The following is an 18762-nucleotide window of genomic DNA, read 5'->3' as shown; positions in this document are numbered from 1 at the left end:
ACAACTGAGCAAAATGAACGTTGACTTTGAACACATCTGAACGACACTGGATGGACGTTGCACGCCAGGATGGACACGCGACGAAACCTGAAAATAAAAACAACACGTCATCCTTGCAGGTTTTGCCATGGCTCAATCCAGCACTTCGCTTGCGCACGACATCATCATTCGCGATTCATGGACACGCTGCCGGGACTTCGGTCTCAGCCATCAGACGCGTCCGTCGTTCGGCCAGTTGCCCGGGTCGGAAGTCTCACAGCTGCTGGAACGCCACAACGCGCTGGTGCAGACGACCCATCAGGAAGTCCTGCCGGTCTATGAAAACATCCTGAGCAATTCCAACTGCCTGATCCTGCTGGCCGATCCCCAGGGCCAGTTGCTCAAGTCTTGGGGCACTCAGCGGTTCGGCGATTCATCGCATCAGGGATTTCTGGCGGGAGCCAGTTGGAGTGAACGAGGCACCGGCACCAACGCCATCGGCACCGCACTGGCCTGTGAACAAGCCATCCATATCGAGCCTGACGAGCATTTCCTCAAAGCCAACCGCTTCATGACCGGCTCGGCCTCGCCGATCTTCGACGCCGACCGGCGCATCATTGCGGTATTGGATGTTTCAAGTGACAGCTTCCTGCCGCCCTCCCACACCCTGGGCATGGTCAAGATGATGAGCCAGTCGGTGGAAAACCGGCTGATCCTCGACCAGTTTCGCGACACGCATTTCCAGCTGATCTTTAATACAGGCCTGAACAACCTCGACAGCCAGTGGGCCGGACTGCTGATTTTCGACGAGAGCGGCCAGATTCTCTGCGCCAATCGCCGCGCCGACACGCTGCTGGGCGTCCGGCTCGCCGGCGTCAGCATCGAGACGCTGTTCAAATGCCCGATCCTGCAACTGCTCAGCGAGCCCGAAGCCCGGCCTTTTGCGCTGCAGGCGTTCGGCAACAACCGCTTCCAGTGCCTGATCAAGCGCCCGAGACGCAAGCCATTGCAACTGCATGCGGTTACGGCAGCCACTCCTGCTCCGATGGTCGCCCGAAGCCTGGATCTGCAAGCCATCAGCCTGGGCGATACCCGCGTCGAGAAGGCTGTTATCCAGGCACAGCGCCTGCTGGAAAAGGATATTCCGTTGTTGATCCATGGCGAGACCGGGGTCGGCAAGGAAGTGTTCGTCAAGGCGCTGCATCAGGCCAGCTCGCGGGCCAGTCAGCCGCTGATCGCGGTGAATTGCGCGGCGATTCCGGCCGATCTGGTGGAAGCTGAGCTGTTCGGCTACGCCAAGGGCGCGTTCACGGGTGCCAGCCAGAAAGGCAGCATCGGGCTGATTCGCAAAGCCGACAAGGGCACACTGTTTCTGGACGAGATCGGTGACATGCCGATGTCGGTGCAGGCACGCCTGCTGCGGGTCCTTCAGGAGCGTTGCGTTCAGCCGTTGGGCGGTGGCGAGTTGTATCCGGTGGATATCCGTCTGGTATCAGCCACCAACCGCACGTTGCGCGATCAGGTGCAGGCCGGGCATTTCCGTCAGGACCTGTACTACCGGATCAGCGGCCTGAACATCGAACTGCCGCCGCTGCGCGAAAGAACCGACAAGCACGCACTGGTGCAACGCATTTGGGAACGGCATCGGGACCCGCACCAGCGGGCCGGTTTTTCACGGGAAGTGCTTGAGCTGTTCGAGCATCACCCATGGCCGGGCAATATCCGCCAGCTCAACAGCGTGATTCAGGTGGCGCTGGCATTGGCCGACGATCAGCCGATCACCACCGATCATTTGCCGGAAGATTTCTTTCTGGATGCAGGACTGGATGAGCAGCGCAGTGACAGACAGACAGCCGGGGTTGTCCAGGATCGCCTGCAAAACACCGACGACCTGAATGATCTGCTTCAGGCAGCCGGAGGGAATATTTCGCAGCTGGCGAAGCGACTCGGGGTGAGCCGCAACACCTTGTACAAACGCTTACGGGAACAGCAAGGCGGCGAAACCTGATCGACGTCAGGCAGTGCCCGCCTCGACGCTGATCGTGCCCATCGCGTGGGCACGATCAGTGTCGAGGCGGACTTGTGTATAACGATGAGCGCAGAGCGTGGGAACGATCAGATCAGTGAATGAACTGACGCCATCGCCGGCAAGCCGCCTCCCAGTCGTTATGCATCCAGCCAGACACTCTCGTTTCGACTTCAGTCCGCCAGACGCCAGGTCGTTCCGCCCTTGCCGTCTTCCAGCACAACGCCCATGGCGGTGATCTGGTCGCGGATGCGGTCGGATTCGGCCCAGTCCTTGGCAGCACGCGCTGCCAGACGCGCCTGAATCAGCGCTTCCACTTCAGCGGCATCGACACGACCTTCTGCACCTGCGCGTAGAAAGTCGTCAGCCTCCAGCTGCAACACACCCAGCACGCTGGCCAGTTGCTTGAGACGCGCCGCAAGACCCGCTGCTGCTGCAGGATCGGTCTCACGCAGACGGTTGATCTCGCGCACCATTTCAAACAGCACGGCACAGGCTTCGGGCGTGCCGAAGTCGTCGTTCATTGCAGCAGTAAAGCGCTCGACGAACGCTTCGCCGCCGACAGGCTCGGAGACCGGCAGGCCCTTGAGCGCGTGATAGAAGCGCTCCAGCGCTGCCTTGGACTCGCGCAGGCTGTCCTCGGAATAATTGATCGCGCTCCGGTAGTGGCTCGATACCAGCAGGTAACGCACCACTTCCGGGTGGTATTTCTCCAGCACGTCGCGAATGGTGAAGAAGTTGTTCAAGGACTTGGACATCTTCTCGCCATTGATGCGGATCATGCCGCAGTGCAACCACGCATTGGCGTACGTCTTGCCGGTCGCCGCTTCGCTCTGGGCGATCTCGTTTTCATGGTGCGGAAACTCGAGGTCACTGCCGCCGCCATGAATGTCGAAGGTGTCACCCAGGCAGCAGGTCGACATCACCGAGCACTCGATATGCCAGCCCGGACGACCCGGACCCCATGGCGAATCCCAGCTCGGCTCGCCCGGCTTGACGCCCTTCCAGAGCACGAAGTCCAGCGGATCGTCCTTGGACTCGTCCACTTCGATTCGCGCACCGATGCGCAGGTCTTCGATTTTCTTGCGCGACAGCTTGCCGTAGCCGACAAACTTGCCGACGCGGTAGTACACATCGCCATTGCCCGGCGCGTAAGCGTAACCCTTGTCGATCAGGGTCTGGATCATGGCGTGCATGCCGGCGATGTGATCGGTGGCACGCGGTTCCATGTCCGGCTTGAGGATGTTGAGGCGAGCCTCGTCCTCGTGCATGGCGTCAATCATGCGCGCCGTCAGTGCGTCGAACGACTCGCCGTTGTCACGCGCACGGTTGATGATCTTGTCGTCAATGTCGGTGATGTTGCGCACATACGTCAGTTCATAGCCGCTGAACCGCAACCAGCGCGTCACCAGATCGAACGCGACCATGCTGCGGCCGTGGCCCAGGTGGCAGTAGTCGTACACGGTCATCCCGCAGACGTACATGCGCACCTTGTTGCCATCCAGCGGCTTGAAAACTTCTTTGCTCTTGGTGAGCGTGTTGTAGATGGAAAGCACTTTCCTACCCCCGTGGTACATCAGCTCCAGGAATCGCGCAGTGTCACTGTGCGGTTGAAGACCGGATGACCAGGTTTTGTATCCTTGATGTCGGCGCAGAAGTAGCCTTCGCGTTCGAACTGGAACCTGTCTTCCGGCTGTGCATTAGCCAGCGATGGTTCAGCACGACAACCTGTCAGGACCTGCAGGGAATCAGGGTTGATGTTTTCCAGGAACGTAGCACCATCTTCGGCCTTGTCGGGCGAAGGCGAACGGAACAGACGGTCGTAGAGACGCACTTCGCATTCCACGCTGGCCTCGGCCGGCACCCAGTGGATAACGCCCTTGACCTTGCGGCCTTCAGGGTTCTTGCCCAGGGTGTCAGGGTCATAGGAGCAGCGCAGCTCGACGATGTTGCCGTCGGCGTCCTTGATGGCCTCGTCGGCACGGATCACGTAGCTGCCACGCAGACGCACTTCGCCGTTCGGCTCAAGGCGCTTGTAGCCTTTCGGCGGCTCTTCCATATAGTCGTCGCGATCGATGTAGATCTCGCGAGCAAACGGCAGTTCGCGCACGCCCAGGTCTTCCTTGGGGTGACGCGGCAGTTCGAGCTTCTCGACCTGGCCTTCCGGGTAATTGGTGATCACGACCTTCAACGGACGCAGCACGCACATGGCGCGTGGCGCATTGCGATCCAGGTCATCACGGATGCTGAACTCGAGCATGCCGAAATCCACCACGCCGTCGGAACGGTTGGTGCCAACCATTTCGCAGAAGTTGCGGATCGAGGCCGGCGTGTAGCCACGGCGACGGAAGCCGGACAGCGTGGACATGCGCGGATCATCCCAACCATTGACGTGCTTCTCGTCAACCAGTTGCTTGAGCTTGCGCTTGCTGGTCACGGTGTAGCTCAGATTCAGGCGCGAGAATTCGTACTGGCGCGGCTTGCACGGCACCGGCAGGTTGTCCAGGAACCAGTCGTACAACGGACGATGGCTTTCGAACTCCAGCGTGCAGATCGAATGGGTAATGCCTTCGATGGCGTCCGACTGACCGTGGGTGAAGTCATAGATCGGGTAGATGCACCATTTGTCACCGGTCTGGTGATGGTGCGCGTGACGAATGCGGTACAGGATCGGGTCGCGCAGGTTCATGTTCGGCGACGCCATGTCGATCTTGGCGCGCAGTACGCGAGCACCGTCTTCGAACTCACCGGCTTTCATGCGGGCGAACAGGTCCAGGTTTTCCTCGACGCTGCGCTCACGGAACGGGCTGTTCTTGCCCGGCTCGGTCAGGGTGCCACGGTATTCGCGTGCCTGCTCGGGGGTCAGATCATCCACATAAGCCTTGCCGGACTTGATCAGTTCAACGGCCCAGTCGTGCAGTTGATCGAAGTATTGCGAGGCGTAACGCACTTCACCCGCCCACTCGAAGCCGAGCCACTTCACGTCGCTCATGATGGCATCGATGTATTCCTGGTCTTCCTTGGCCGGGTTGGTGTCGTCGAAACGCAGGTGTGTCGCGCCACCGAACTCGTTGGCCAGACCGAAGTTCACGCAGATCGACTTGGCGTGACCGATGTGCAGATAGCCGTTCGGCTCTGGCGGGAAGCGGGTCACGATCCGGGTGTGTTTGCCCGAATCCAGGTCAGCCTGCACGATCGGACGCAGGAAGTTGGTCGGTACGACAGGGCCTGCCTTTGTATTCGCAGCGGGTTCTGGAGTGGGCTTGCTCATAGGATCCTTGGACATACTTGTGCGCGGCCAGGGTAGGCCGACTAAATCAAAGCGCTTATCATAGCCGAAGCTGTCAAGTCCCTGACAACAGAGTGCAGGGTTGCAGGCAGAAAAGCGGCAAAAAGCGCGAAAAATGTAACCTCGCCTGTAAACTGCACGTCAGGGTGATATTGCGCCCCTTCATGAACGCCAAGAGAGCGACTTCGATATGTCCAAAGTAAAACTGACTACCAACCACGGTGACATCGTTCTGCAATTGAACGCAGAAAAAGCGCCGCTGACCGTTGCCAACTTCATCGAATACGTCAACGCTGGCCACTATGAAAATACCGTTTTCCACCGTGTGATCGGCAACTTCATGGTCCAGGGCGGTGGTTTCGAGCCAGGCATGAAGGAAAAGAAAGACAAGCGCCCGAGCATCCAGAACGAAGCTGACAACGGCCTGCCAAACAAGAAATACACAGTTGCAATGGCTCGCACCATGGAGCCGCATTCGGCTTCCGCGCAGTTCTTCATCAACGTGGCTGACAACGCCTTCCTGAACCACAGCGCCAAGACCGTTCAGGGCTGGGGCTATGCCGTATTCGGTGAAGTGATCGAAGGCACTGACGTTGTCGACAAGATCAAGGGCGTTGCCACCAGCAGCAAGGCCGGTCACCAGGACGTTCCTGTCGAAGACGTGATCATCGAAAAAGCAGAGATCGTTGAGTGATACTGCTGATCTCCGATTTGCATCTTGAGCAAGAGCGCCCGGACATTACCCGGGCGTTTCTGGATCTACTCGCAGGCCGGGCTCGCACAGCCGAGTCGCTGTATATCCTCGGGGATTTCTTCGAAGCCTGGATCGGTGACGACGCCATGTCACCTTTCCAGCTTTCGATCTGCAAGGCCCTGCGCGAACTGAGCGACAGTGGTACCCGAATTTTTCTGATGCACGGCAACCGCGACTTCATGATCGGCAAGGGTTTCTGCAAAGCAGCGGGTTGTACGCTGCTGGCCGACCCGACCGTGGTGCAGTTGAACGGTGAGCCGGTGCTGTTGATGCACGGCGACAGCCTGTGCACGCGTGATGTGGGCTACATCAGGATGCGCCGCTACCTGCGCCATCCGCTGACGCTGTTCATTCTGCGTCACCTGCCCTTGAAGACCCGCCACAAACTGGCGCGCAAGCTGCGCAATGAAAGCCGCGCAAAGACCCGCATGAAAGCCAACGACATTGTCGATGTGACGCCTGAAGAAGTGCCGCGAATCATGCAGCAATTCGGTGTGCACACGCTGATCCACGGCCACACGCATCGCCCTGCCATTCATAAACTGCAGCTCGGCGACGTTGCCGCCAGACGTATCGTGCTGGGCGACTGGGATCGTCAGGGCTGGGCGCTGCAGGTGGACGAACAGGGTTTCAGCCTCGGTTCGTTCGATTTTGTGCCGGAAGAGAATCGCACGCTGGCATTGCCGCCTTCGTTGTAAATAAAAGCAGCTGTCTCCCTTACTGAACCTGCAGTCTGTGCCAATTGTGACGCGGAGCGTCACGGGCGGCATACCCACGCAGAGCGATGAGCACGACCATGCAGCGCGGCCTATGTTTACCCAGCCAAACCCGCTATCAATGCCCTCCCCCTGCCGCTGGTCCTGCTTTCGCGGCGAACGGTGGTTTGGCGAACCAGACCAGCAGGATCAACCCCGCGAACAACCAGCCCAGCATGTAGAAGTAATCCACCGTCGACATCATGTATGCCTGCCCGTTGAGCGTCTGTTCCAGCTGCGCATAGGCTTGCGGACCGGCACCGCCCAGGGTGTCGAGCGCATGGCGTGTGGCCGGGTCATAGGTGCTGATGTTTTCGCTCAGGTACGCATGATGCTGCTCGGCACGGCGAATCCAGATCCAGGTCGTCAGCGATGCCGCGAAGCTGCCGCCCAGCGTACGCAGGAAGGTGGCGAGGCCTGAACCATCGGCAATCTGGTTGGGTGGCAGGTCCGATAACAGAATGCTCAGGGTCGGCATGAAGAACAGCGCGACGCCTATCCCCATGAACAACTGGACCATGGCGATGTGCTGGAAATCCACCTGATTGGTGAAGTCTGCACGCATGAAACAGCTCAGGCCCATGGCCAGGAACGCCAGGCTGGCCAGCAGGCGCAGGTCGAACTTGTGTGCGTACTTGCCAACGAAGGGCGACATCAACACCGGCAGGATACCAATCGGCGCCAACGCCAGTCCGGCCCAGGTCGCGGTGTAGCCCATCTGCGTCTGCAACCATTGTGGCAACAGCAGGTTGACGCCGAAAAACCCTGAATACCCGCCAATCATCGCCAGTGTACCGACCCGAAAATTTCGATAGGCGAACAGCCGCAGATTGACGATGGGATGTTTATCGGTCATTTCCCAGATCACGAATACCGACAGCGCTACCAGCGAAATCAATGCGCCGATGACGATGAAATTCGACTCGAACCAGTCCAGGTTATTGCCTTTGTCCAGCACGACCTGCAGCGCGCCGACGCCGATGATCAGGGAGATCAGCCCGACGTAATCCAGCGGCTGTTGCTGGGTGTTGACCGGACGCTTGGCCATCTGCGTGCGCACCACCAATGCTGCGAACAGGCCGATCGGAATATTGATGAAGAAGATCCAGGGCCAACTGTAACTGTCGGTAATCCAGCCGCCCAGAATCGGCCCGACAATGGGCGCGACCACCGTGACCATCGCCAGCAAGGCCAGCGCCATGCCCCGTTTTGCAGGCGGGTAGACAGCCAGCAGCAGGGTCTGGCTCATGGGATAAAGCGGCCCGGCGACGATGCCTTGCAAGGCCCGAAAGCCTACAAGCTCGGGCATCGACGTGGAAATCCCGCACATAAACGAAGCCAGCACAAACAGCAAGGTCGCCCACAGAAACAGTTTGACCTCGCCGAAGCGGCGGCTCAGCCAGCCGGTCAGGGGCAGCGCGATGGCGTTGCTGACGGCAAACGAGGTGATGACCCAGGTGCTCTGCTCCGAGCTGACGCCCAGATTGCCTGCAATGGTCGGCAGGGCCACGTTGGCAATGGTGGTGTCGAGCACTTGCATGAAGGTCGCCAGCGACAGGCCAATGGTGCAGAGCAACAGGCTGGGAGGCGTAAAGGAAGCGGGGGCGTTGGTGCTCATCGCGAATCCCTGAAAACGTGGGCGACACCCCGGCCGAAAGACCGGGGCAGGCGGATGGGCGGATCAGCGCTGGGCGGTCTTGCTTTTGTCGCTGGCCGCGCTGTTTTCATGGATCAGGCGCGCGATCAAGGCATCGGCATCAGCCAGCTGTTCGGTGTAGACCTGGGTAGTGAACGCAGCCTGCTTCGGAGGCTGCTGCGCCAGGATCGGACCACTCTGGTCGTGCAGATTGACTTCAACGGTGGTCGACAGACCAATGCGCAGCGGGTGTTGCGCCAGCTCTTCAGGGTTGATGTGGACCCGGACCGGCACACGCTGGACGATCTTGATCCAGTTGCCGGTCGCGTTCTGGGCTGGCAACAGCGCGAACGCGCTGCCGGTCCCCGCGCCCAGGCTGTCGATGGTGCCGCTGTACTTCACGTCGCTGCCATACAGGTCGGAGCTGATTTCCACCGGCTGACCGATACGCATCTTGCCCAGCTGGGTTTCCTTGAAGTTGGCATCGATCCACAGCTGATCCAGCGGAATCACCGCCATGGTCGCGGTACCAGGCTGAACGCGCTGGCCCAGTTGCACGCTGCGCTTGGCAACGTAACCGGTCACCGGTGCCACCAGAGTGGTCCGCGCATTGGCGAGGTAGGCCTGACGCAACTGCGCAGCCGCCGCCTTCACGTCTGGATGGGAAGACACTACGGTGTCATCGACCAGCGCCACACTGGTGCTCAACTGTTGCTGGATGTTGTTCAAAGCACTTTGTGCGCTGGTCAGTTGATCCCGGGCATGGGACAGCTCTTCCTGGGAGATTGCGCCACCGGCCGCCAGACTGCGGCGACGGCTGTAGTTATCCTGAGCCGTCTGCACCGCCGCACGTTGGGCGGCCAGTTGAGCCTTCATGCCATCGACGTTGCTGTACAGGCCGCGAACCTGACGCACGACCTTGCCCAGATTGGCTTCGGCGCTCTGCAGCCCGACTTCGGCATCGCTTGGATCGAAACGCAGCAGAACCTGTCCTTCGCGGACCAGATCACCGTCGTCTGCGGCAATACTGATGACCGTGCCGGTGACCAGCGGCGTGATTTCCACCACGTTGCCACTCACGTAGGCGTCATCGGTCTCTTCGCTCCATTGACCGTAAAACTCATACCAGCCCCATATCGCCAGTCCACAGAGAACGACGATGATGGCGAGACCGGCCAGCAGGAATTTGCGCTTGCCGGATTTCGGGGCGTTTGGCTGTTTCTGTTCAGGGGCAGACGTGTTTTCAGCGGCGGCAGTGGCCATGGCAATTACCTTCAAGTCGGCAGAACGGCTGAGATCCGGCCAGACCGGCCGCCCTCAACTTCGGGCTATTCGTATTTATTTGCCTTTGGCGTTGAAGCTCAGGCGAGTCAGGGCGATATGGTCGTCGGCGGCGACCAGCACCTTGGTCAGAATCCGGCGCAGCACTTCCACTTCCTCAGCGTCGAGGGCAGCGAAGGTGTCGTTCATGGCATCGGCACCGATCTGCGGCAGCAGGTCGGATAGCGCTTGTCCCTGAGACGTCAGGGCGACACGCACCTGACGACGATCGGTTTCCGAACGGGTGCGGACGATCAACCCCTTCTGTTCCAGACGGTCCAGCATGCGAGTCATCGAACCGCTGTCCAGCGACAGGTGCCGACACAATTCCACCGGCGTATCCGTCGAAAACTGGGCAATGATGATCAGCACCTTGAACTGCGCGAACGTGACGTCGTACGGCAGCAGGTACTTGTCCAGCATGCGGTCTTTCAGCGCGTTGGTACGCCCGACCAGCAGCCCGATCAGGCTGGAATCAAAATTTTCAGGACTGAAATGTTTCAAGGAATCACCCGGAAAGCTGCCTAGGCAGTGATTACAAAATATTACTGCCTAGACAGCTATTGTCAAAGTATTTGTTAGCTTGCTTACTAAAAAAGCATAAAAAAACGACCGCTGGTAAGACGGTCGTTTTTTGTCGCTGGCCGAAATGGCGCGCCGGATCAGGCGGCGACAGGTACGCCACTGTGAAAACGAAATTCCTCGTCTGGGCTTTCGATCAGCTCGCGCTCGGCCAGACGAATCTCTTCGATCTTGGCGTCCACGTCTGCCTTGTCGCCATAGGTGTAAGCCAGCTTCAGGTAATCCTGAAAATGCCGCGCTTCGGACTTGAGCAGACTGCCGTAGAACTTGGCCAGGTCCTCATCCAGGTGCGGCACCAGCGCGGCGAAACGCTCACAGGAACGGGCTTCGACGATGGCACCCACCACCAGCGCATCGGTCAGGCGGTAGGGGTTGTGATTACGCACCAGCTTGCGCAACGCCCCGGCATAACGCGCCGAGCTTATGTTGGCCATCGGAATCTGGCGCTTGCGGATGATGCTGATCACCTGCTCGAAATGACGCAGCTCTTCACGGGCCAGGCGCGACATCTTGGCCAGCAGGTCGAACTTGTCGTTGTACTGGAACATGAACTGGAACGCCGCCCCTGCCGCCTTCTTCTCATTGTTCGCGTGGTCGATCAGCAGGATGTCGAGGTTGCGCAATGCAGCCTGAACCCAGCTGTCGGGCGTACGGCAAAGCAGAAAGGCTTCGATTTCAGGGATCGGGTACATAGGCTCACACATGGCGCAAAGGCAAAGCGCGGCATTATACGAGGGCTATCGACGTCCCGCGAGACAAAAGCGCGGCGGCGGATCAGGCGCCGAAGGCATCCTTGAGAAAGCCCGGCGCTATATAACGCTGGTAATGCGCCTCGGAGAGCAAAAAGAACTCGCGGTCGATCGCATCACGTAACTCAGGCAGCGACCAATTACGAAATTCGGGTAACAACACGAAACCGTAGGCTTCCACCTGACTGATGACCCGCGCACCGCGAGCGATCAATTGATAGGCCCAGCAATATTCGGACTGGTGCGGCACGAAGCGAATCTTGCGCTGGACAAGCTGCAGCCGCAGTTTGTCGGCATCGAAGATTTCGAGCTTGGCGGTCATGACCTGAACCAGCAACTGTTCCAGACGCAACCAGACGGCTCTTTTTTCGTCTTCGTTGTAACCGTTCCAGTGGATGACTTCATGGTGGAAGCGTTTGCAGCCACGGCACACCAAATCCCCGTAAACAGTGGAGCAAAGGCCGACGCAGGGTGTTTTGATGATGTGATCAGGCATGGCTGGCGGGGCTTGGGCAGGCGAAACAAGGGCCCATATTAGTCCTTTGTCTAAGCACTTTCACCCCCGAACATGTAGGGGCTAACTTACCTTTAGTTCAGATTTGCCGTAGAATCAGCGAGCCTTTTAAGGCGCCAATGTCCGTTGGAAGCTGTTTTCAAAGCGTCACGAGCACAGTCAAGTTAATCCCGCAGTGCGGCGTCGACAGGCCATCCCCTCATCACGGATGGCCGTGTCGACCGCCTCTCCTCCCCGTCCTGCAGGCGTAAAACTTTGAAAACAGCTTCTGTTAGGAATTGCCGACACCCTGCCAACAAGGCTCCAAAGTCTTGCGTGGGTACGGACAATTTCTGGATGAGCGTCCCGGACACCCATTTGGGACCACTGATGAGGGTAATACTGTGCTTGAAGCCTACCGTAAACACATCGAAGAGCGTGCCGCCCAGGGTATCGTGCCCCAGCCGCTTAACGCCGAACAAACCGCAGGCCTTATTGAGCTGCTGAAAAATCCCCCGGCTGGCGAAGAAGCTTTCCTTGTCGATCTGATCACCAATCGCGTTCCACCAGGCGTTGACGAGGCTGCCTACGTCAAGGCCGGTTTCCTGTCTGCCCTGGCCAAGGGCGAAGCCACTTCTCCCCTGATCGACAAAAAACGTGCAACCGAACTGCTGGGCACCATGCAGGGCGGCTACAACATCGTCACGCTGGTTGACCTGCTCGACGACGCTACTCTGGCGCCGGTCGCTGCCGAACAGCTCAAGCACACGCTGCTGATGTTCGACGCCTTCCACGACGTGGCCGAAAAAGCCAAGAGCGGCAACGCTCACGCCAAGGCAGTCGTTCAGTCCTGGGCCGACGGCGAGTGGTTCAAGAAGCGCCCGACGCTGGCCGACAAGATCAGCCTGCGCGTCTTCAAGGTCACCGGCGAAACCAACACCGACGACCTGTCGCCAGCGCCTGATGCCTGGTCGCGTCCAGACATCCCGCTGCACGCTCTGGCCATGTTGAAAATGGCCCGTGAAGGCATCGTTCCGGACGTACAGGGCTCCATCGGCCCGATGAAGCAGATCGAAGAAATGCGCGGCCAGGGTTTCCCTATCGCCTACGTCGGTGACGTGGTCGGTACCGGTTCCTCGCGTAAATCGGCGACCAACTCGGTACTGTGGTTCTTTGGCGACGACGTTCCTTACGTGCCGAACAAGCGCGCCGGTGGTTTCTGCTTCGGCAGCAAGATCGCTCCAATCTTCTACAACACCATGGAAGACGCAGGCGCCCTGCCGATCGAATTCGATGTCTCGAACATCAACATGGGCGATGTGATCGACGTTTACCCGTACGCTGGCAAAGTCTGCAAGCACGACAGCGACGAAGTCATCACCACCTTCGAAATGAAGACCCCGGTGCTGTTGGACGAAGTCCGCGCCGGTGGCCGTATCCCACTGATCATCGGCCGTGGCCTGACCAGCAAGGCACGTGCCGAACTGGGCCTTCCAGCCTTCGACCTGTTCAAGACGCCTGACCAGCCAGCCGAAAGCACCAAGGGTTTCACCCTGGCGCAGAAGATGGTCGGCAAGGCGTGCGGCGTGGAAGGTATCCGTCCGGGCACCTACTGCGAACCGAAAATGACCACCGTCGGCTCCCAGGACACCACTGGCCCGATGACCCGCGACGAGCTGAAAGACCTGGCCTGCCTGGGCTTCTCGACCGATCTGGTCATGCAGTCCTTCTGCCATACCGCGGCCTATCCGAAGCCGATCGACGTCAAGACGCACCACACGCTGCCTGACTTCATCATGACCCGTGGCGGCGTTTCCCTGCGTCCGGGCGACGGCATCATCCACAGCTGGCTGAACCGCATGCTGCTGCCGGACACCGTCGGCACCGGTGGTGACTCTCACACCCGCTTCCCGATCGGTATCTCCTTCCCGGCCGGTTCCGGTCTGGTTGCGTTTGCTGCCGCCACTGGCGTCATGCCGCTGGACATGCCTGAGTCGATCCTGGTTCGCTTCAAGGGCAAGATGCAGCCTGGCATCACCCTGCGCGACCTGGTTCACGCCATTCCTTACTACGCAATTCAGGCTGGCCTGCTGACCGTAGAGAAGAAAGGCAAGAAGAACGCTTTCTCCGGTCGTATCCTGGAAATCGAAGGCCTGGACAACCTGAGCATCGAGCAGGCTTTCGAGCTGTCCGACGCGTCGGCCGAACGTTCGGCTGCCGGTTGCACCATCAAGCTGGCCAAAGAGCCGATCATCGAATACCTGAACTCGAACATCACGCTGCTGCGCTGGATGATCGAACAGGGTTACGGTGATCCGCGCACCCTGGAGCGTCGTGCTCAGGCGATGGAAGCCTGGGTTGCCAACCCGGAGCTGCTGGAAGCCGACAAGGACGCCGAGTACGCTGAAATCATCGAGATCGACCTGGCCGACGTCAAAGAGCCTGTGCTCTGCGCGCCGAACGACCCGGACGATGCCCGCCTGCTGTCTTCGGTACAGGGCGAGAAGATCGACGAAGTGTTCATCGGTTCCTGCATGACCAACATCGGCCACTTCCGCGCTGCGGGCAAGTTGCTGGATCAGGTCAAGGGCCAGCTGCCGACACGCCTGTGGCTCTCGCCGCCGACCAAGATGGACGCGCATCAGCTGACCGAAGAAGGCTACTACGGCATCTACGGCAAGGCTGGCGCGCGCATGGAAATGCCGGGCTGCTCGCTGTGCATGGGTAACCAGGCACGCGTAGAGCCGAACTCGACAGTGGTATCGACGTCGACCCGTAACTTCCCGAACCGTCTGGGTGACGGCGCGAACGTCTACCTGGCCTCGGCCGAGCTGGCGTCCGTCGCATCGATCCTGGGTCGCCTGCCGACCGTCGAGGAGTACATGGGCTACGCGCAACAGATCGACACCATGGCAGCGGACGTGTACCGCTACCTGAGCTTCGATCAGATCGCCGAATTCCGTGAAGCCGCAGCGAACGCCAACATCCCGGTTGTTCAAGCGTAATAGCGAAACACAGCGTTGAAAGAACCCCGCCTTGTGCGGGGTTTTTTTATACCTTCGATAAAGCAGAAAAAGCGGACGCAGAGCGTCCAGAGAGGCATTCCCACGCTGGAGCGTGAGGAACGATCGGTGAGGGGTCGAAGACTGATCGTGCCAACGCTCCGCGTGGGCATGCAGCCCGTGACGCTCCGCGTCACATGGGACTCAGACGCGAAACACGAATTGGCTGAATCCTCAAAATAATAAAGGCTACAGATAAACCTCGATAATTCGCTTCACCCTACCCAGCCCGTCCCGTAGTTCATCCATGCTCACCGACCCCAGCGCCAGTCGCAGTGCATGCGGCGTGCTGGTGGATATCGAGAAAGGCTCGGCGGTCGATACAGCGACCTTTTCCTGCAACAAGGCCAAGGCGATCTGGTCGGCGCGGGCATCCTCAGGTAACGGCAGCCATAAAAAATAGGACGAGGGGTGACCGACGAACTCAATGCCTTCAAGCACCTCGCGAGCCACTGCTTGTCGGGCCTCGGCATCGAGTCGTTTCTCTGCCTCGAGTTTCAGGACGATGCCGTCTTCAAGCCAGCCGGTCGCAATGGCTGTCAGTACGCCTGGCGTGTTCCAGGTGGTCGCACGAATGGTTCGCTCCATCGCGGACACCTTGTCGAGAGGCGCGGCGACGAACCCTACCCGCAACCCGGTAGCGACGCTCTTGGAAAGCCCCGACACATAGACCGTCCGCTCTGGAGCAAGCTGTGCCAGCGGTACTGGAGGGTTGTCAGCCAGGAACGCATACGCCGCGTCTTCAACGATCAGCAGGTCGTGTTTTCTCGCCAAGACCACCAACTGTTCACGTACCTCGAGACTCATCACCCAGCCGAGCGGATTGTGCAGCGTCGGCATCATGTACAGCGCCTTTATCCGCCGACTCCGACACAAATACTCCAATGCCACCAGATCAGGCCCCTCAGCACCCGCAGGAATCGGCACGACCTCCAGATGCAGCGCCTGCGCCAGCACCTTGAATCCGGAGTAAGTGAGCGCATCGGCAGCGATTACATCACCCGGCTTGAGCAAAGCCATCAACGCAACTGCGAGCCCCTGTTGCGCGCCGTTGACGATCAGTACCTGCTCAGGTTCTACCGTCAGCCCCCGTACGCTCAGATGTCGCGCAACCACGGCACGCTCATGCGTACGTCCGGCATGGGGCTGATAACGCAACAACGAATCCAGATCACCTGACAAAGCCAGTTGCCGTAATGCCATGCGCAACAGGTCGGCCTGGCCGGACAGTGACGGATAATTGAAATTGAAGTCGATCATGCCGATGGCCACGGCCTTCTGATCAATGCCAAGCCCCGGTGAAATCGTAGTTTCGCGTACGAAGGTGCCACGCCCGACCTCACCGCTGACCAACCCCATGGCTTCGAGCTCGGCATAAACCCGCGTGGCTGTCGCCAACGCCAACCCATGGTCTGCCGCCAACTGGCGATGGGTAGGCAGACGCGTGCCCGGCAGCAGTTTTCCGCCACGAATATCCGCTGCCAGCTGATCCACTACCGATTTGTAACGCGCGACAGCCATCGTAAATGTATCCATGACGATTTTTTGATTGTATTGAATTGCAGCCCTACGATGACTCAATCCCCACCGATTGAACAGCCGTGAGAAAAACCCATGGAACAGGCTTTGAACCCACTCCATAAGACCGCTCATACAAAAGGCAGCGGATGGCTGAACGGCCTGATCGGTGTGTTGATCTTCAGCGGCTCGTTACCTGCCACACGGGTTGCCGTCATGGAATTCGATCCGCTGTTCCTGACCTTTGCCCGCGCCACCATTGCCGCAGCGCTGGCAATCGGCATGCTCGTGGCATTCCGGGAAAAACGCCCGGCAAAGCATCAGTTGTTTTCGCTGTGCATCGTCGCCACTGGCGTGGTGCTGGGCTTTCCGTTGCTGACCGCACTGGCGCTGAAGCACGTCACCTCGGCGCACTCCATCGTCTTCATTGGTCTGTTGCCATTGGCGACCGCCGTCTTCGGCGTGCTGCGCGGCGGTGACCGCCCCGGTCGTGCGTTCTGGCTGTTCTCGATTCTAGGCAGCGCCATGGTGGTGGGGTTTGCGCTGTCTCAAGGCATCAGCACATCAGCAACAGGAGACGGCCTGATGCTGCTGGCTATTATCGTCTGCGGGCTGGGTTATGCAGAAGGTGCCAGACTGTCGAGAGACTTGGGCGGCTGGCAGGTCATTTGTTGGGCACTGGTGATCGCCCTTCCCGTGATGTTGCCACTGACGTTGATCAGCGCGCCCTCTTCGCTGTCAGGAATAACTGTCGGGGCCTGGAGCAGCCTGTTCTACGTCTCGGTGTTCAGCATGCTGATCGGCTTCGTTTTCTGGTATCGAGGGCTGGCACAGGGCGGCATTGCCGCGGTCGGTCAGCTTCAACTGCTGCAACCGTTCTTCGGCCTGGCGTTGGCCGCCCTATTGCTCGATGAACCCGTCAGCCTGGGCGTGCTGGGTGTCACGGTTGCAGTGATCGGTTGCGTCGCCGGGGCCAGGAGATTTTCCAATAAACCCCGATGAAGCGCCTTTCAATCGAGCTGAAGCTGCGAAAGCCACTGTTCCAGCGCATCACCACTGCTCATGGCAGGCTGCACCAGACCGTCGACCATAAAGGTCGGGGACACATGGATGCCGTTCTGGCGGGCGTATTTGCAGTGCCATTTGATGACGTGCTCAAGCTCGGGCTGCGCGAACGCTTCGGCCAACTGCACGCCGCTGTAGCCTTCCAGACGGGCAATGATGTCGTTCGGTGTGGCGTCGAGATTGGGTCCGCTGGCGTGGTGCTCGAATTCGAATTCGGCGCGATGCGCAGCAACGGCTGCCATCACGGCCTTGGCCTTATTCTTGCCGCCTTCAAGGGTCGAAGCGGCCAGGATGCAGCGCACGATGACGCCGGAAAACATGTGCCACGGTTGGGACTGGAGACGAATTTTGATCGTGAGGCGGTCCTCGCCAGCCTGTTCCAGCAGCTTGTCGAGCTTGCGAAAAGCCTTGACCGAAAACGGGCACGTGGGCTCAAGGAATACTTCAAGAATACGAGGGCCTTGACCCCAGGTAAGTGCGTCTGCCTGCATGATGAGTTGCTCTCTTTTGAATGACTGTCGAGGCGTCATGGCTTTAAAGACCGAGCGGCCGACATAACAATGCTCTGCCGGTCGGGATAGGCGCCAACATCACGAACGACCAACAGCAGCCTTTGCAACTGAACGTCAGTGGCGCCCATGAGTTCCGTCAAGACCTGTTACGAACTGGCACAGCTTGCCTGTCAGCACTTGAATAGCGCGTTGCCGTTTAATATCTTTTTCACATTCATGTGTCTATAGTGGCCTCCCTTGTTGGGGAGTAGCCTGCTCTGGACTTCGGTCATGGAGCGTTCGCGTCAACATTCTCGGCAACATGCCGTGGTGCGAACACCTTCTGGTTGGCGAGACCAACGATGCATCCATGCCTAAAGTCGGGCGTGTGGACGCGTCGTTGACTCATAGCCCGACTGGATGTTGACCGTGAATCCCATCTCCCTCATTTTCCTCGCTCTTGCCATGTCGACGGACGCTTTTGCGGCTGCCTTGGGTAAAGGTGCCAGCCTTCACAAGCCTCGTTTTATCGAAGCCGTGCGAACAGGATTGATCTTCGGCGTTATCGAGGCCATTACGCCAATCATCGGCTGGAGCATCGGACAGGTTGCAACCCGGTTCGTGGAAAGCTGGGATCACTGGATCGCCTTTGCCCTGCTGCTCGCGCTGGGCTTGCACATGATCTACAACGGGCTCAAACACGACGATGAAGAAGAGGAAAAACCCGGTCAGCACTCGTTTCTGATCCTGGCAGTCACCGCTTTCGCAACCAGTATCGATGCCTTGGCAGTCGGCGTGGGCCTGGCATTCGTGGACGTCAATATTCTGGTAGCTGCTGCCGCGATAGGCCTGGCAACAACCGTGATGGTCACCATTGGCGTGATGCTGGGTCGTGCGCTGGGAACGGTTGTCGGCAAGCGCGCCGAAATCGTCGGTGGTGTGGTGCTGATGCTCGTCGGCGCGACCATCCTCTACGAACACTTGTCCGCCGCTTGATCAACTGAACGGGCGAACAACACGCCCGGCTGCGACAACGTGTTTCA

Annotated in this window: 15 protein-coding genes and 1 riboswitch; of the genes, 6 read left to right on the top strand and 9 right to left on the bottom strand. The window is 59.2% G+C overall.

The window, feature by feature from the left end; translation table 11 throughout:
• The first annotated feature begins 127 nt into the window (after positions 1-127).
• Positions 128-1987: a sigma-54-dependent Fis family transcriptional regulator gene (locus tag QRN20_RS22855; RefSeq protein ID WP_122428977.1), complete on the top strand. Its 1860-nt coding sequence runs from the start codon at positions 128-130 to the stop codon at positions 1985-1987.
• A gap of 191 nt (positions 1988-2178) precedes the next feature.
• On the opposite strand, the gene cysS is transcribed toward QRN20_RS22855, so the two are convergent.
• Together cysS and QRN20_RS22845 are read right to left on the bottom strand one after the other, a co-directional pair.
• Positions 2179-3561, bottom strand: coding sequence for a cysteine--tRNA ligase (gene cysS / locus QRN20_RS22850; RefSeq protein ID WP_029243385.1), 1383 nt, complete (start codon positions 3559-3561; stop codon positions 2179-2181).
• Between the two features lie 20 nt (positions 3562-3581).
• Positions 3582-5276: a glutamine--tRNA ligase/YqeY domain fusion protein gene (locus QRN20_RS22845; protein ID WP_122415119.1), complete on the bottom strand. Its 1695-nt coding sequence runs from the start codon at positions 5274-5276 to the stop codon at positions 3582-3584.
• A gap of 208 nt (positions 5277-5484) precedes the next feature.
• On the opposite strand from QRN20_RS22845, the gene QRN20_RS22840 reads away from it, so the two are divergent.
• Complete coding sequence (locus QRN20_RS22840; protein ID WP_025996875.1) at positions 5485-5988, top strand: peptidylprolyl isomerase; 504 nt, start codon at positions 5485-5487, stop codon at positions 5986-5988.
• The gene (gene lpxH / locus QRN20_RS22835; protein WP_043302822.1) at positions 5985-6746 is read left to right on the top strand and encodes a UDP-2,3-diacylglucosamine diphosphatase; all 762 of its coding nucleotides are present in this window, start codon (positions 5985-5987) and stop codon (positions 6744-6746) included. The genes QRN20_RS22840 and lpxH overlap by 4 nt, the downstream gene beginning before the upstream one ends.
• Positions 6747-6882: 136 nt before the next feature.
• Here lpxH and QRN20_RS22830 read toward each other — a convergent pair whose 3' ends face one another.
• The 5 genes from QRN20_RS22830 to QRN20_RS22810 all read right to left on the bottom strand — a co-directional run bounded on the left by QRN20_RS22830 (position 6883) and on the right by QRN20_RS22810 (position 11586).
• Positions 6883-8421, bottom strand: coding sequence for a DHA2 family efflux MFS transporter permease subunit (locus QRN20_RS22830; RefSeq protein WP_096767743.1), 1539 nt, complete (start codon positions 8419-8421; stop codon positions 6883-6885).
• Between the two features lie 63 nt (positions 8422-8484).
• Positions 8485-9702 carry an HlyD family secretion protein gene (locus tag QRN20_RS22825; RefSeq protein ID WP_088235696.1) on the bottom strand — a complete coding sequence of 406 codons (1218 nt, stop codon included), beginning with the start codon at positions 9700-9702 and terminating at the stop codon, positions 8485-8487.
• A 75-nt stretch (positions 9703-9777) separates the two neighbouring features.
• Positions 9778-10263, bottom strand: coding sequence for a MarR family winged helix-turn-helix transcriptional regulator (locus QRN20_RS22820; protein WP_057408000.1), 486 nt, complete (start codon positions 10261-10263; stop codon positions 9778-9780).
• Between the two features lie 158 nt (positions 10264-10421).
• Entirely contained in the window at positions 10422-11033 is a 612-nt protein-coding gene (locus QRN20_RS22815; RefSeq protein ID WP_004883873.1) for a MiaE family protein, read from the bottom strand.
• Between the two features lie 82 nt (positions 11034-11115).
• The gene (locus QRN20_RS22810) at positions 11116-11586 is read right to left on the bottom strand and encodes a DUF1289 domain-containing protein (protein WP_004883872.1); all 471 of its coding nucleotides are present in this window, start codon (positions 11584-11586) and stop codon (positions 11116-11118) included.
• A 401-nt stretch (positions 11587-11987) separates the two neighbouring features.
• Between QRN20_RS22810 and acnB the strand changes: the two genes are divergently transcribed.
• Positions 11988-14588 carry a bifunctional aconitate hydratase 2/2-methylisocitrate dehydratase gene (gene acnB / locus QRN20_RS22805; RefSeq protein WP_004883871.1) on the top strand — a complete coding sequence of 867 codons (2601 nt, stop codon included), beginning with the start codon at positions 11988-11990 and terminating at the stop codon, positions 14586-14588.
• A 246-nt stretch (positions 14589-14834) separates the two neighbouring features.
• Here acnB and QRN20_RS22800 read toward each other — a convergent pair whose 3' ends face one another.
• Positions 14835-16166 (bottom strand): aminotransferase-like domain-containing protein, encoded by a 1332-nt coding sequence (locus QRN20_RS22800; RefSeq protein WP_122544204.1) that lies wholly within the window; start codon positions 16164-16166, stop codon positions 14835-14837.
• A 93-nt stretch (positions 16167-16259) separates the two neighbouring features.
• Between QRN20_RS22800 and QRN20_RS22795 the strand changes: the two genes are divergently transcribed.
• Positions 16260-17165: a DMT family transporter gene (locus QRN20_RS22795; RefSeq protein ID WP_122544203.1), complete on the top strand. Its 906-nt coding sequence runs from the start codon at positions 16260-16262 to the stop codon at positions 17163-17165.
• Positions 17166-17173: 8 nt separating this feature from the next.
• Here QRN20_RS22795 and QRN20_RS22790 read toward each other — a convergent pair whose 3' ends face one another.
• Entirely contained in the window at positions 17174-17719 is a 546-nt protein-coding gene (locus tag QRN20_RS22790; protein ID WP_122544202.1) for a DsbA family protein, read from the bottom strand.
• Positions 17720-17975: 256 nt separating this feature from the next.
• A riboswitch (yybP-ykoY riboswitch) is annotated at positions 17976-18144 on the top strand.
• Positions 18145-18148: 4 nt separating this feature from the next.
• Between QRN20_RS22790 and mntP the strand changes: the two genes are divergently transcribed.
• Complete coding sequence (gene mntP / locus QRN20_RS22785) at positions 18149-18715, top strand: manganese efflux pump MntP (protein WP_088235700.1); 567 nt, start codon at positions 18149-18151, stop codon at positions 18713-18715.
• Positions 18716-18762 lie beyond the last annotated feature (47 nt).

This window comes from Pseudomonas sp. fls2-241-TYG-175, from assembly GCF_030209155.1.
Lineage (GTDB): Bacteria > Pseudomonadota > Gammaproteobacteria > Pseudomonadales > Pseudomonadaceae > Aquipseudomonas > Aquipseudomonas viridiflava.
Note: the sequence above shows the minus strand (reverse complement) of the source record. Positions and strands in the feature narration are given on the sequence as shown.